This is a genomic window from Mesorhizobium sp. LSHC412B00 (genome assembly GCF_000503035.1).
Lineage (GTDB): Bacteria > Pseudomonadota > Alphaproteobacteria > Rhizobiales > Rhizobiaceae > Mesorhizobium.
Map to the genome: position 1 here is coordinate 820,105 of NZ_AYWB01000001.1, position 14,158 is coordinate 834,262.

The following is a 14,158-nucleotide window of genomic DNA, read 5'->3' on the forward strand; positions in this document are numbered from 1 at the left end:
CGAACAGAGCGGTGGTAGTTCTGGAGTTCAATTCGTGGTGCCAGCTAGGCTTTGGCACAGTCGTTCCGAACGACTTCATCAACTGGATCTTGCAGAACTTCGCTTATGTTTACCGGGTTGAAAAGGGCACCGGTAACATGATCCGCGTGGGCAATGGCGACGGCTGGCAGTTACTGCACTCGAACCTTGTCCTGGATGCCTGCGTCTCCGCTATTGTGATCAGCAATTTTACCGATAAGCTTCCGGCACAATTCCGGGACGATGTCTTACTGCCCTACGTGTCGACGCTGAAGCAGTTCGTCACTTAGAATCAACCTTCGCGTTCGGGGACGATATTGTCGTGCACTATTCCGCAGGCAGCGGAACCGCATGAGATGGTGAAAACACCCAGATCCGAAGCCGGCGAGCCAAGTTCGCCAGCGGAATCTCAATAAAGCGGTATGACATCATGCCGATAAGAACCATCAACACAACGGTTGCGGCCACTGTTGTGGGTGAGGTGTATACTTGGGGGTATTCCCAAACTTTTAGGATGTACATCGGGTGCAAGATGGCAAAGTGCCAAAGATAGATTGAATAGGATGCATCACCTATTGCTGTTGCAATCTTGGGTGCTTGCCACCGTTTTTCAAGACAGATCATCCCATACAGCAACACCATCGAGGGAATGCCTAGAAGGAATGGCCTAGAAAAATTATAGCTCCATGGGTCGTCCAAGGTTACGTAGGTTCCATAGGCCAAGCCTGCCGCGCCAATCAACGAAACGATCAAACCATGCACCTTCCAGCCTCTGTCGGTGGCAAGGAAGACCATCATTCCGAATACAAATTCCAAAAAATAGGACGACGTGAGAAACCACGGAAGCAACATAAACATGGCGAATGCCAGAACCGCAGCGTAGACGACAGCGAAAATAAGCAGGGTTTGGCGCAAATTCCCCCAACCAACCATCATGAGAGCTGTCATGAGTGCGTAGAAATAGATCTCGTATTTCAGCGTCCACGCAACCGCCAGGGCCGGACTACCGTCAAGCAGCATGAACACGCGTTCGTAGGACAAGCCTGCATTCTCCATTGCGGACCCGGTCGTAAAGACGGCAATCGCCGAGGCAGGGAGCAGGACAATCCAATAGAGAGGATAGATTCGCGTCACCCGATTGTAGGCGAACTCGGACGCGCCAATTATGCGTCCCTTCTTCTCAAATCCCTCTGCGGCCTTCATCGCTATGACGAAACCTGATATGACGAAGAACAGAGCGACGCCCGAAAATCCGCACGCGAAGCTGAACTTGCGCGGATACTCCAGCGTTGGACCCCATAGGAAAGTGGCATGACATAGTACAACGAGACACGCTGCCACACCTCGCAGCAACTGTACGTTGTTGATCGGTATGTTTTTTTCCCTCATTCGGTAGCGTTATCATCGCAGCCATTGAACGGCCAGATGCGCAAAATTCTTCAACCGGTTTTTTATGCCATGTGACTTAATTACAGTAGAAATCTTCTATAGTCTTAAGTTTCGATAGGAAATATCGACATTTTTGACTCCAGATAGCTTTAAGATGGATATGAAGATTGAACAGCATGTACTTCGGCAACGAGACATTAGCTAAATTTTATCGAGTTTTTGCGCTACTGGCACGGATTGTTATTCCTTGCGCCTTGTTGCCCAATTTTCTCGTTGAGGGACCATTGACCGGCAAAATTCGCCGCTTTCGGATCGATCCCCAGCAGTCGAAGAAGCTTTCAGTGCAACTTTACCGGTCGGACCTGCGAGAATGATACTGGGGACGATCGTGCCGGCGGCGTTAAGCTCGAACTCGCCTTCCACCAAAGTATCGGTTCGCGCCGGTCGATGCGGCATGAGGACCGTCACGGCCTCAGGGCGGCCATCATCTCTAGGGTCGCAGAGGTTGCGGCGGCCAAAGTCGTCAAGGCCGTCGCCTATCGGATGCAGCGTCCAGCGTGAATTCTATACAAGGGACTTTATCCCCACCGCCGCGCACAGTTTTCCGCACAGGAACGACCGACATCAAGCGAACGTGAATGGAAGCGGGACATAAGGCGACTCGGCATGACAAATCAGAGCTGACCACTCGTTCGGGACGAGGGGGTTGTAGGTTCAAATCCTGCCACTCCGACCAGAAAAAACAGACACTTAGGTGTTTGTTTTTCCCAGACCCACAAGATAGCTTGAGCAAACCGGCCGCGTCGGCGTTCGCTGTCAGCATGGTGTTTTGACGCGACAACCTTCCGCGCTACCTCGATAATGGGAATGCCGCCGAGACAGCGGCCGGAACGAGGTTTGCGGAAGATGAATTTGTTTATTTCAAGCGCAGGCCGGCTGTCAGCGCTGCTCGCTTTGTCCCTGGCGGCAGGCTGCTCATCGCTGGGCAGCGCGGTGAACCCGGCGAAATACGACAGCATGACATGCGCCGAGCTCAACAACGCGGTAGGCGATACCGCGCGCGACATCTCGCAAACCGCCATCACCCGCGGCAGGGTCACCAACACCAGCGTTCCCAACTGGCTGCTCGGCGGCACGCGCGTGAAGAGCGCAGTGGCCAACCGTGAGACGGCCAGAATCGAACTGCTGAAGCAGCGGCAAGAGGCCATTGTCGCGACAAGAGCCAACAGATGTCCCAGGTCAGCGGGCTAAGCGAACTGGCCCTACCCTGACTATCTGCTCAACGTCACGCCTTAAGCACTCAGCCGGAAGCGCGTGACATCGATCGCCGCAGCCATCAGCGTCTGGGTGTAGGCGGCCTGCGGGTTGCTGAATATCTGTTCGGTCGGGCCTTCCTCGACGATCTTGCCCTGCCTCATGACGATGATGTAGTCGGCCATGGCGCGCACCACGGAGAGATCGTGGCTGATGAAGAGGTAGGATAGTTCGTGGTCGGCCTGCAGCTTGCGCAGCAATTCGACGATCTGCTTCTGCACCGAGCGGTCGAGCGCCGAAGTCGGCTCGTCCAGCACCACCAGTTTGGGCTTCAGGATCACGGCACGCGCGATGGCGATGCGCTGGCGTTGGCCGCCGGAGAATTCGTGCGGGTAGCGGTTGCGTGCGTTGGGATCGAGGCCGACCTCGAGCAAGGCCTCGACGGCGCGCTGATCGCGTTGCTTGCCTGACAGGTTCGGCTCATGCACCAGAAGCCCTTCGGTGATGATCTGGCCGACGGTCATGCGCGGCGACAGCGAGCCGAACGGATCCTGGAAGACGAGTTGCATCTCCCGCCGCAGCGGCCGCATCGCCTGGCGGTCGGCGGTGGAGATGTCGCGGTCGCCGAAGCGGATGACACCGTCGCTGGGCAACAGGCGCAGAAGTGCGCGGCCGAGCGTCGATTTTCCCGAACCGGATTCGCCGACGATACCGATGGTCTGGTTGCGCTTCAGCCGGATCGAAATGTGATCGACGGCGCGCAAAAGCAGCGGCTCGCCGGCAAGGAAGCCACCGCCGATCTTGAAGGTTACCTCGACATTCCTGCCCTCGAGCAGCACCGGTGCGTTGGCCGGCGGCGCCGCCTTGGTGCCGGTCGGCTCGGCGGCCAGCAGCATTTTCGTATAGGCATGCTGGGGATTGGCGAACAGCGCTTCCGCCTCGCCTTCCTCGACGACTTCGCCATAGCGCATGACATAGACGCGGTCGGCAAAGCGCCTGACAATGCCGAGGTCGTGGGTGATAAAGACGATGGCCATGCCGAGCTTGCGCTGCAGTTCGGCGAGGAGAACCAGGATCTGCGCCTGGATGGTGACGTCGAGCGCCGTCGTCGGCTCGTCGGCGATCAGGATGTCGGGGTCGTTGGCCAATGCCATGGCGATCATGACGCGCTGGCGCTGGCCACCCGACATTTCGTGCGGATAGGATTTCATCCGCCGCTCGGGATCAGGAATATGCACCAGCCGCAAGAGCTTGAGCGCCTCCTCGCGCGCCTCGGCAGCGTTCAGTCCGCGGTGCTTGCGGATCGGTTCGATAAGCTGGTTGCCGATCGAATAGAGTGGATCGAGCGAGGTCATCGGCTCCTGGAAGATCATGCTGATCTTGGCGCCGCGCACCTTGTTGAGGTCGGGCTTGCTCATGGTCAAAAGGTTGCGGCCGCGATAATCGACGTGACCCGTCGCCTCGCCATTGGACGCCAGCAGGCTCATCGCCGCCATCATGGTTTGGCTCTTGCCGGATCCGGATTCGCCGACCACGGCAACGGTTTCACCTGCCTTGACGTGGATGTTGATGCCCTTGACCGCTTCGACCGCGCCGTCGAGCGTGCGGAAGCGGACGCGAAGGTCCTTGACGCTGAGGATCGTTTCGGGCGTTTCCATCGCAACGGTCCTCATCTTATCGGTCCCCATCTTTATCGGTCCAATCTTCATCGGTCTCTTGGATCGAGCGCGTCGCGCAGGCCGTCGCCGACGAAGTTGAGCGCAAACAGCGTCGACACGAGGAAGAAGGCGGGGAACAAAAGCAGCCAGTTGGCGGTGCCGATGTTCTTGGCGCCGACCGAGATGAGCACGCCCCAGCTGGTCATCGGTTCCTGCACGCCAAGGCCGAGGAAGGACAGGAAGCTTTCCAGGATGATGACCTGCGGCACCAGCAGCGTCATGTAGATCACCACTGGTCCGAGCAGATTGGGGATGACATGGCGCAGCAGGATGCCGCGCTGGCCGACGCCCATGGCTTCGGCCGCCTGGACATACTCCTGCCGCCGGATCGACAGCGCCTGGCCGCGCACGATGCGCGCCATGTCGAGCCACAGCACCGCTCCCACCGCCAGGAACATCAGCACGAAGTTGCGGCCGAAGAACACCACCAGCATGATGACAAAGAAAATGAAGGGCAAGGAATAGAGCACGTCGACGATGCGCATCATCACCTCGTCGATCTTGCCGCCGGAAAAGCCGGCCGCCGCCCCGTAGAGGACGCCGATGACCACAGCGACAATGCCGGCAAGCAGGCCGATGGCCAGCGAGATGCGCCCTGCCATCAGCGTTCGCGAGAGAAGATCGCGACCGGTGTTGTCGGTGCCGAACAGGAAGTACTGCTGTTTGACCGACGCAGTCATAGTCAATTCGAGCCCGTCGCCCGATTTGCTCACTATCTTGGTATCGTCGAAGGCATCGGAGCGGTCGAGATAGCGGATGTTGCGGTCGTCGATCGGTTTGGTCGAGGTGACGGTGACGGTGACGCGACTGCCGTCCAGTTTCCACTCCTTGATGTCGACGCGCATGCGCTTGATGGCATCCTTGAGCGCCGTCTCGATCATGTCGGGCTCCGGATAGGCTGAAAAGCTTGGCGGCGTGCGCACATAGTCGGCATAGATGGTGGTGTACTGATGCGGCACGAACCAGGGGCCGAAGATGCTGATGACGCCAATGAAGGCCAGGTAATAGAGGCTGAACATGGCGGCGCGGTTGGCTTTGAGGCGCGCCCATGCGTCGCCCCAGAGCGAGCGGCCGACGACGGCCGGCGGAGCGGCGGCGGCTGTGATGTCAGTCATAGCGCACCCTCAGTCATAGCGTACCCTCGGGTCGACGACCGCGTACATGACGTCGACGATCAGGTTGAAGACGATGGTGAAGAGCGCGATCACCACCACGGTCCCCATCACCAGCGTGTAGTCGCGGTTGAGCGCGGCATCGACGAAATAGCGGCCGACACCGGGAATGGAGAAGATGGTCTCGACGATGACCGAACCGGTGAGCAGCGCCGCGGCTGCCGGGCCGGTGAAGGAAACGATCGGCAGGATGGCGCCGCGCAGCGCGTGCTTGACCACCACCGACCAGTCGGAGAGGCCGAGCGCACGCGCCGTTCGGATATGATGCGAACGCAAGCTCTCGATCATCGACCCGCGCATCAGGCGGGCAACGATGGCGATCTGCGGCAAGGCCAGCGTCAGCACCGGGCCGATCTTGTTGATCAATGCGCCATCACCCCAGCCGCCGATCGGCAACAGCTTCCAGGTCAATCCGAACACCAGCTGAATCACAGGAGCGATGACGAAGGTGGGGATAGTGCTGCCGGCGGTCGCCAGCGCAATCACCGTATAGTCGCCAAGCTTGTTCTGGTTTAGCGCGGCGATGGTGCCGAGCACCGAACCAAGCAGCAGCGCCAGGATCAGCGCGGAGGTGCCGAGCTGGACCGATATCGGCAGCCCCTTGGCAAACAGTTCGGTGACGGTGAAGTCAGGCAAATTGTAGCTCGGCCCGAAATTGCCGCGCAGGAGATTGCCGAGATAGTGGGCATATTGCAGCCAGAGCGGATCGTCGAGGCCGAACTGTGCTTCCAGATTGGCCCTGATCTCGGGACTGAGGCCCCGCTCCTGATTGAAAGGGCCGCCCGGTGCGACGCGTATCAGGAAGAACGCCATTGTCACGATGACGAACAGCGTCGGAATGGCGGTCAAAAGCCGCCGTAAGATGTATCGCAGCATCGGCGCCCCGCTTCGGCCAGAGCGACATACGTCCATGCAGACGCATTGCCACGCTCCGGCGCCAAATCTTCGCACCGGGCTTGCCGAAAATCGACCACGACTTTCGGACCGGTGCGATGACCGACCAGTCCGCCGCGCCCAAATGGGGCGCGGCGGTCCAGTCAAGGATGATTATCAGTCCTTGGAGACGAAGCGGGACGGATGGATGTCCATCACATTGTCATCGAAGCCATGCAGCTTCGAGGAAACGATATCGTGGAAGCTGTAGTAGAGAAGCGGAATGTTGCCGACGTCATCGACAAGGATGCGCTCGGCCTCAGTGAGGTCCTTCATGCGCTCTTCCGGCTTGCCGCCGGCAGCCGCGGCCTTGTCCATGGCCGCCTCATATGCCGGGCTGACGTAGTTCGAATAGTTGTTGCCGCTGGCCTTGCGGGTGATGCCGAGGAAGGTCTCGGGATCCTTGTAGTCGGCGATCCAGGCGGCACGCGCCACGTCGTAGTTGCCCTTCTGCTCGAGGAAGGAATAGTGGGTCTTGGTATCGGTGTTGAGCAGCGTGATCTCGACGCCAAGCGGCTTCAACTGTTCCTGGATGGCAACCGCGGTGTTCTTGTGGTTTTCCGAGGTGTTGTAGCGGATCTCCATCTTCAGCGGATGCTCGGGCGTATAGCCGAGTTTCTCAAGGATCTTCTTGGCGGCGTCCTCGCGGTCGATCTGCGGCATGTCGGCGTATTTGGCCATTGCCGGCGTGTAGCCGGCGATGCCCGGAGGCACCATCGAATAGCCAGGCAGCATGGAATTCTGCCAGACCTTTTCGGCCAGGAAGTCGCGGTCGATAGCCATCGAGATGGCGTTGCGCAGCTCGACATTGTCCCAGGGCGCCTTGTCGGTCTTGATCGCGTAATAATAGGTGCCGAGATACGGTCCGACGCGGACCTGATCGCCGAACTTGGTCTTGAGGTCAGCGAGCTGTTCGGTCGGCAGGTCGCCGTAGCTGTCGAGTTCGCCTGCCTCGAAGCGCTTCATCGCCGAAGAGCGGTCTTCGGTCGGGATGTAGTTGACGACGTCCATCTTGACGGTCGCGGCATCCCAGAATTTCGGATTCTTGACCAGCCTCATGTGGTCGTTGGGAATCCACTCGGCCAATGTATAGGCGCCGTTCGAAACGAGATTGCCCGCCTTGATCCAGTCGGCGCCGAGCTTGTCGATCGAGGCCTTGTTGACCGGGTAGGTAGCCTGGTGGGTCAGCATCTCCAGGAAGTATGGCGTCGGCGCCTTCAGCGTCACTTCCAGGGTGTTGGCGTCGACCGCCTTGACGCCCATGTCCTCGGGCTTGCCTTTCTTGGTGTTGACTTCCTCGGCGTTCTTCACGGGATAGAGCATGGAAGCGTATTCGGCGGCGGTCGCCGGATCCTCCAGCCTACGGAAGGAATAGACGAAGTCGTCCGCCGTCACCGGGCTGCCATCCGACCACAAGCCGTCCTTGCGCAGCTTGAAGGTGTAGACGGTGCCGTCATCCGATACCGTCCAGCTTTCGGCGGCGCCCGGGATGAGGTTCGTCTTCTGATCGTGCATGACCAGTCCCTGGAACAGGTCGCGTATGATATCGGCTTCGTAGACGGTCGAGGTCTTGTGCGGATCGACCGTCTCCGCTTCGGCGGCGCTGCCTCTGTTATAGACGGTCTCGGCAAGGGCCGGCGTCAGGAACGTGCCTGCGGCAAAGGTCATGGTCGCGGCGACAAGCGTCGCCTTCAGCATATTTTTCAGCATGAAGTCTCTCCCTGTGGCGCTGCCCATCGGCTGCGCCTTACGAGTGTTGACGCCCCGGAACCGATTTCTGGCCCCTTCGAGCGCGCCGCCGGTTCCCGTTCCGGCAGCTGGTGGCAGGAGACTAGACAGACGGAAATATTATTTCAACCGAGTCTTGCTTGACGCTAAGTGAGCATCCTCACCTTAAACCAGCCATAGCTAATCTATATTACAAGATCCAATTGGGTGCAGCTTGTGGTTGTCCTGTAATTTTGGGTTTTGCCCTCAGCAGTTGTCATTAGCGCAACCATCTGGAAACATTCCAGGAATGCAGTTCGTGGCCAAGCTCAACGACAGTACCTAAGAAGCCCGAAAATGGAAAACGTGGCGCAGGTGACGTTGCGCGGATCACTCGGCACGGTTGCATGCGGACACGATCTTTTTTGAAGCCGGACGGCGTCCCTGAAAGATCAGCCTACCTTGCCGACAAACCAGCCCAGGGCCGGCAGCAACAGCCCCTCCTCCTGCAGGACGGCACCGCCACCCAGAGCGATCGCCTCGACAAGTTGGAGATCCGGCGGCAGCCGCCAGTCGGCCGGCTTGTCGGCGAAATTGAAGACGCAGAGCAATATCTCGTCCTCGCCCTGCCGGATGAAGGCAAGGACATCGCCGTCGGTATCGAGAAAGCGGATCGGGCCCTTGACCAGCGCCAGATGCGCCTTGCGCAAAGCGAGCATCGTCCGGTAGCCGGCGAGCACGGACTTGTCGTCGGCGTTCTGGATATCGACCGCCCGAGCGCCGTGGCTTTCCGGCACCGGCAGCCAGGGTTTTCCCGAGGAAAAACCGGCATTGTCGGCGCCCGCCTCCCAGACCATCGGTGTGCGGCAGCCGTCCCTGCCTTTGACCCCCGGCCAGAAACGGATGCCGACGGGATCGCGCAGATCCTCGAAGGTCAGTTCCGCCTCCTCCAGCCCAAGCTCTTCGCCTTGGTAGAGACAGATCGAGCCGCGCAGGCAGGAGAGCAAAGCGATAGCGAATGTCGCCACCGCATCTGGATCGCCGCCCGGCCGCGTCCAGCGGCTGACATGGCGCACGACATCGTGGTTGGAGAACGCCCAGCAGACCCAGCCGTCGGCGACAGCTGCCTCGAAGGCCTCGACACAGCCGCGCACATGGGCGGCTGAGAATTGCTGGCCGAGCAGGTCGAAGGTGTAGCACATGTTGAGCTTGTCGCCGCCGGATGTGTAGGCGGCCAGCGTCTGCAGGGAACGGCCTTCGTCGCCGACCTCGCCGACACTGGCGCGGCCGTCATATTCGTCGAGCAAAGCGCGGAAGCGCCTGAGGAAGTCGAGGTTTTCCGGTTGCGTCTTGTCGAACAGGTGCTCCTGGAAGAGATAGGTGTTGGTTTCGCCGTTGGTGCCGGCGACGCTCGACGCCAGCGGCGGGTTGCTGCGCAGCCAGCGGTCGTGGACATAGTAGTTGACCGTATCCAGGCGGAAGCCGTCGACGCCGCGCTCGAGCCAGAACCGCACCGTCTGCAACAACGCGTCTTGAACCTCAGGATTGTGGAAGCTGAGGTCCGGCTGCGAGGCGAGGAAATTGTGCATGTAGTATTGCCGGCGGGTCGCGTCCCACTCCCAGGCCGGGCCGCCGAAGACCGACAGCCAGTTGTTGGGCGCGTTGCCGTCCGGCCTGGTGTCGGCCCAGACATACCAGTCAGCCTTGGGATTATCCTTGCTGGCACGGCTCTCTACAAACCATTCGTGCTTGTCGGAGGAGTGCGACAACACCTGATCGATGATCACCTTCAGGCCGAGCCTGTGCGCCTCGGCAACCAGCGCGTCAAAGTCGTCGAGCGTGCCGAACATCGGATCGACCGCCTGATAGTCGGAGACGTCGTAGCCCATATCGGCCATTGGCGATTTGAAGAAGGGCGACAGCCAGACGGCGTCGACGCCGAGCGAGGCGACGTGCGCCAGCCGTGAGGTGATGCCTGAGAGGTCGCCGCTGCCGTCGCCGGTGGTGTCCTGGAAGGAGCGAGGATAGATCTGGTAGATGACGCAGCCGCGCCACCAGTCGGCGCTCTGTTCGGGTCCCGGCTGGGCATTGTCGTCGGCCATTACGGACCCTTCCTGGCGCGGGCCTTTGCGGTCCGGCGCTCGATCATGAAACTGACACTGCGGCCGGGCAGCGGCCGCGCGAGGTCGACCGCTTGCGCTTCAACAGCCGGCTGCCATTCAAACCCTTGCCGCGCGGGCAGCGTGAAGACGCATTGGCGGCGATCGCCATTGACGATCACAGCCAGGCGGCCTTCCCCGCCATCGCCGAGCAGCATGACGAGGCGATGGCGCGAGCCATCGTTCCAGTCGGCTTCGCTGAGCAGCGCGCCGGTCTCGGTCAGCCAGGCGACGTCGGGCACATCAGAACCGTCCGGCGGCTCTCCGGTCAGGAAGCGCGTATCGGAAAGCGCCGGCACCGCGCCGCGCAGAGCTGCGAGCGCCGACACATGGGCTTCCAGCCCGACGTCGCGCCCGGCCCAGTCGAGCCAGGTGATGGCGTTGTCCTGCGCATAGGCGTTGTTGTTGCCCCCTTGCGTGCGGCCGAATTCATCGCCGGCCGTCAGCATGATGGTGCCGCGCGAGGCAAACAGAGTGGCGAGCAGCGCGAAGCGATCATGGGAACGGGCCTCGGCAATCACCTTGTCCGAGGTTTCGCCCTCGACGCCGTTGTTCCAGGACAGGTTCTCATTGTGGCCGTCGCGGTTCTTCTCGCCATTGGCTTGGTTGTGCTTGGCTTCATAAGCGACGATATCGGCCAGCGTCATGCCATCGTGCGCGGCGATGAAGTTGACCGTGCGGCTGGCGGATTGGCCCTCCCTGCCGAACACATCGGAGGAGCCGGCGAGCCTTGTCGCCAGCGCACCGACCGTGCCGGCATCGCCGCGCCAGAAGCGCCTGACGTCGTCGCGGTAGCGGTCGTTCCATTCGAGGTAAGGCGGCCGGAAATTGCCGAGCTGATAGCCATTCGGGCCGATGTCCCAGGGCTCGGCGATCAGCACCCTGTCGGCAAGGATGGGATCGGTTGCGATGGTTTCGAGCAACGGGGCTGCCGGATCGAATGCGCCATCGACGCGACCGAGGACCGGCGCCAGGTCGAAGCGGAAACCGTCGACGCCGGCTTGGCGGACGAAATGGCGCAGCGTGTCGAGTACCATGTCGCGAACGACCGGATGGTCGCAGGCGATGGTATTGCCGGTGCCGGTATCGTTGGCCAACCTGCCGTCCGGCTCGCTGCGGTAGTAGGCTTGATTGTCGAGGCCGCGCAGCGACAGCGTCGGCCCGAGCCGGTCACTTTCGCCGGTATGATTGAAGACGAGATCGAGGATGGTGCCAATGCCAGCCTTGCGCAGCACCCCCACCGTATCGCGCAATTCGGCGAGGCCGCCCGGCGCCAGCCGCGGATCGAGCGCCATGAAGGTGACTGGGTTGTAGCCCCATGCGTTGCTGAGGCCGAGCGGCGGTAGATGGCGCTCATCGATCCATGCCGTCACGGGCATTAGCTCAACGGCGGAGACGCCGATCTTCTTGAGATGTTCGACGATAGCCGGATGGGCAAGGGCTGCAATGGTGCCGCGCTGCGCTTCCGGTACGTCCGGATGCAGCCTGGTGAAGGAGCGGACGTTGAGTTCGTAGATCAGGCCGCCTGGCTGGAACAAAGGCGGCTTGGCCGGCAGCGGCTTCGGTTGAGCCCGCGCGATGGTCTTCGGCATCAGTGGCGCGGTGTCGGCGCCTTCGTTGCGCCGGGCGGCAAGCCGCCAATGATGCTGGTAGGGCCGGTCGATCTCGACGGCGTAGGGATCGGTGAGCAGCTTGTCGGGATCGAACCACAGCCCGCGCTCCGGCGCATATTCGCCGTCGGCGCGAAAGCCGTAGCGCGTACCCGCGGCAAGGCCGGCGACGAACAGCGCATGGACGCCTTCGCTTTCCGGCTGGAGTTCGAGCCGGTCGATTTCGCGGGCGCCGGTGTCGTCGAAGATCGACACCCAGAGCCGCCGCGCCGAGGACGACCAGGCGGCAAAACGGATGCCTTCGGGAGTGACCTTTGCGCCGAGTTGGGTCATCGGCGCATCCTCCACCCTCCCCCTTGTGGGGAGGGTCGCGAACCAAGTGAGCGGGGTGGGGGTCGGCGCGGGGAAAGCGCTTTACGAGCACCCCCAACCCGATCCGCTGCGCGGATCGACCCTCCCCACAAGGGGGNGGGTCGGCGCGGGGAAAGCGCTTTACGAGCACCCCCAACCCGATCCGCTGCGCGGATCGACCCTCCCCACAAGGGGGAGGGTAAAGACGTCACCACCCTCAAGTAATCACGCTCGGCTTGTTGCGCCCGGTGTGGCTCTTGATCCCGGCGATATCATCGGCAGCCGCGATCAGGTCAGCGAGCGCCTTTTGCGTGTCGAGATCATGCCGCGCTCTGTCCGGCTCGTAGCGCTCGATGTAGACGCGCAGCGTAGCACCCGACGTGCCGGTGCCGGACAAACGAAACACGACACGCGAGCCGCCTTCGAACAGGATGCGGATGCCCTGGTTCTTGCTCACCGAACCGTCGACGGGATCGTGATAGGCGAAGTCGTCAGCATTGGCGATCTTCAGTCCGCGCACGCTGGTGCCGGGCAGCGAAGCGAGCTTGGCGCGCAACTCGTCGACCAAGGCGTTGGCGCGCTCGGTTTCGACCTCCTCATAGTCATGACGTGAATAGTAATTGCGGCCGTAGGTCGCCCAATGTTCGGTGACGACGTCCTTGCAGCTTTCGCCGCGCACGGCCAGGATGTTCAGCCACAACAGCACCGCCCACAGCCCGTCCTTTTCACGGACATGGTTCGAGCCCGTGCCGGCGCTTTCCTCGCCGCAGATCGTTGCCATGCCGGCATCGAGCAGATTGCCGAAGAACTTCCAACCGGTCGGCGTTTCGTAGATGCCGATGCCGAGCTTTTCGGCGACGCGGTCGGCCGCGCCGCTGGTCGGCATCGAGCGGGCGATGCCTTTGAGGCCGTCCTTGTAGCCGGGCGCCAACTGCGCATTGGCGGCAAGCATGGCCACCGAATCCGACGGGGTGACGAAAATGCCCTTGCCGATGATGAGATTGCGGTCACCGTCGCCGTCGGAAGCCGCCCCGAAATCGGGCGCATCCGGTCCCATCATCTCGTCATAGAGATGCTTGGCGTGGACCAGGTTCGGATCCGGGTGATGGCCGCCAAAATCCGGCAGCGGCTTGTAGTTGCGGCAGGTGCCATTCTCCGCGCCGAGCCGGCGCTCGAGAATTTCCTTGGCATACGGGCCGGTGACCGCATGCATGGCGTCGAAGCGCATGCGGAAGCCGTATTTGAAATTGGCGCGGATGGCGTCGAAGTCGAACAGGCTCTCCATCAATTCGGCATAGTCGGTGACCGGGTCGATAATCTCGACCGCCATGCCGCCGGCGGTCACCGTGCCGATCTTGTCGATGTCGATCTGGTCGATGTCGGCGGTCTTGAAGCTCGAAATCGTCTTGGTCTTTTCGAAGATCGCGTCGGTCAGCTTTTCCGGCGCCGGGCCGCCATTGCCGGCATTGTACTTGATGCCGAAATCCTCGTGCGGGCCGCCCGGATTGTGACTGGCCGACAGGATGATGCCGCCGAAGGTCTTGTATTTGCGGATGACATGCGACGCCGCCGGCGTCGACAATATGCCGCCCTGCCCGACCATCACCTTGCCGAAGCCGTTGGCCGCCGCCATGGCGATGGCCTTCTGGATGACCTCGCGGTTGTAGAAGCGGCCGTCGCCGCCGATCACCAGCGTCTTGCCCTCAAAGCCCTCCAGCGCGTCGAAGATCGACTGGATGAAGTTCTCGGCATAGTGCTCCTGCTGAAAGACAGGCACCTTCTTGCGCAGGCCGGACGTGCCGGGTTTCTGGTCGAGATAGGGTTTGGTGGCGACGGTCCGGATCATG

11 protein-coding genes are annotated in these 14,158 nt (G+C 61.2%); 3 read left to right on the forward strand and 8 right to left on the reverse strand.

Going from position 1 to position 14,158, the window contains the following annotated elements; all coding sequences use genetic code 11:
• Positions 1–11: 11 nt before the first annotated feature.
• Complete coding sequence (locus X757_RS160800; RefSeq protein ID WP_023702229.1) at positions 12–308, forward strand: hypothetical protein; 297 nt, start codon at positions 12–14, stop codon at positions 306–308.
• A 37-nt stretch (positions 309–345) separates the two neighbouring features.
• Here X757_RS160800 and X757_RS160795 read toward each other — a convergent pair whose 3' ends face one another.
• Positions 346–1,407 carry an acyltransferase gene (locus X757_RS160795; RefSeq protein ID WP_023702230.1) on the reverse strand — a complete coding sequence of 354 codons (1,062 nt, stop codon included), beginning with the start codon at positions 1,405–1,407 and terminating at the stop codon, positions 346–348.
• Between the two features lie 167 nt (positions 1,408–1,574).
• Here X757_RS160795 and X757_RS1000000167740 point away from each other — a divergent pair, with 167 nt between their 5' ends.
• Positions 1,575–1,781 carry a hypothetical protein gene (locus X757_RS1000000167740; RefSeq protein ID WP_156933384.1) on the forward strand — a complete coding sequence of 69 codons (207 nt, stop codon included), beginning with the start codon at positions 1,575–1,577 and terminating at the stop codon, positions 1,779–1,781.
• A gap of 532 nt (positions 1,782–2,313) precedes the next feature.
• On the forward strand, positions 2,314–2,658 hold the full coding sequence (locus tag X757_RS160790) for a hypothetical protein (RefSeq protein ID WP_023725228.1): 345 nt from the start codon (positions 2,314–2,316) through the stop codon (positions 2,656–2,658).
• Between the two features lie 41 nt (positions 2,659–2,699).
• Here the strand turns inward: X757_RS160790 and X757_RS160785 are convergent, their stop codons facing one another.
• From X757_RS160785 to X757_RS160755, 7 genes are all read right to left on the reverse strand, one after another.
• Entirely contained in the window at positions 2,700–4,319 is a 1,620-nt protein-coding gene (locus X757_RS160785; RefSeq protein ID WP_023725229.1) for an ABC transporter ATP-binding protein, read from the reverse strand.
• 47 nt (positions 4,320–4,366) lie between these two features.
• Positions 4,367–5,494 carry an ABC transporter permease gene (locus X757_RS160780; RefSeq protein ID WP_023725230.1) on the reverse strand — a complete coding sequence of 376 codons (1,128 nt, stop codon included), beginning with the start codon at positions 5,492–5,494 and terminating at the stop codon, positions 4,367–4,369.
• A 9-nt stretch (positions 5,495–5,503) separates the two neighbouring features.
• On the reverse strand, positions 5,504–6,427 hold the full coding sequence (locus tag X757_RS160775; protein WP_023684574.1) for an ABC transporter permease subunit: 924 nt from the start codon (positions 6,425–6,427) through the stop codon (positions 5,504–5,506).
• Positions 6,428–6,601: 174 nt separating this feature from the next.
• The gene (locus tag X757_RS160770; RefSeq protein WP_023725231.1) at positions 6,602–8,194 is read right to left on the reverse strand and encodes a peptide ABC transporter substrate-binding protein; all 1,593 of its coding nucleotides are present in this window, start codon (positions 8,192–8,194) and stop codon (positions 6,602–6,604) included.
• A 449-nt stretch (positions 8,195–8,643) separates the two neighbouring features.
• The gene (locus X757_RS160765; protein ID WP_023725232.1) at positions 8,644–10,293 is read right to left on the reverse strand and encodes an alpha-glucosidase family protein; all 1,650 of its coding nucleotides are present in this window, start codon (positions 10,291–10,293) and stop codon (positions 8,644–8,646) included.
• Positions 10,293–12,293 carry a glycogen debranching protein GlgX gene (glgX, locus tag X757_RS160760; RefSeq protein WP_023725233.1) on the reverse strand — a complete coding sequence of 667 codons (2,001 nt, stop codon included), beginning with the start codon at positions 12,291–12,293 and terminating at the stop codon, positions 10,293–10,295. Before glgX ends, X757_RS160765 begins: the two co-directional genes overlap by 1 nt.
• A gap of 235 nt (positions 12,294–12,528) precedes the next feature.
• Complete coding sequence (locus tag X757_RS160755; RefSeq protein WP_023709839.1) at positions 12,529–14,157, reverse strand: alpha-D-glucose phosphate-specific phosphoglucomutase; 1,629 nt, start codon at positions 14,155–14,157, stop codon at positions 12,529–12,531.
• Between the last annotated feature and the right edge of the window lies 1 nt (position 14,158).

Bases quoted from the DNA above. Each gene is read 5' to 3' on its own strand.
- glgX (WP_023725233.1), bottom strand. From the start codon at position 12,293: ATGACCCAACTCGGCGCAAAGGTCACTCCCGAAGGCATCCGTTTTGCC.
- X757_RS160785 (WP_023725229.1), bottom strand. From the start codon at position 4,319: ATGGAAACGCCCGAAACGATCCTCAGCGTCAAGGACCTTCGCGTCCGC.
- X757_RS160755 (WP_023709839.1), bottom strand. From the start codon at position 14,157: ATGATCCGGACCGTCGCCACCAAACCCTATCTCGACCAGAAACCCGGC.
- X757_RS160775 (WP_023684574.1), bottom strand. From the start codon at position 6,427: ATGCTGCGATACATCTTACGGCGGCTTTTGACCGCCATTCCGACGCTG.
- X757_RS160780 (WP_023725230.1), bottom strand. From the start codon at position 5,494: ATGACTGACATCACAGCCGCCGCCGCTCCGCCGGCCGTCGTCGGCCGC.
- X757_RS160795 (WP_023702230.1), bottom strand. From the start codon at position 1,407: ATGAGGGAAAAAAACATACCGATCAACAACGTACAGTTGCTGCGAGGT.
- X757_RS160765 (WP_023725232.1), bottom strand. From the start codon at position 10,293: ATGGCCGACGACAATGCCCAGCCGGGACCCGAACAGAGCGCCGACTGG.
- X757_RS160770 (WP_023725231.1), bottom strand. From the start codon at position 8,194: ATGCTGAAAAATATGCTGAAGGCGACGCTTGTCGCCGCGACCATGACC.
- X757_RS160790 (WP_023725228.1), top strand. From the start codon at position 2,314: ATGAATTTGTTTATTTCAAGCGCAGGCCGGCTGTCAGCGCTGCTCGCT.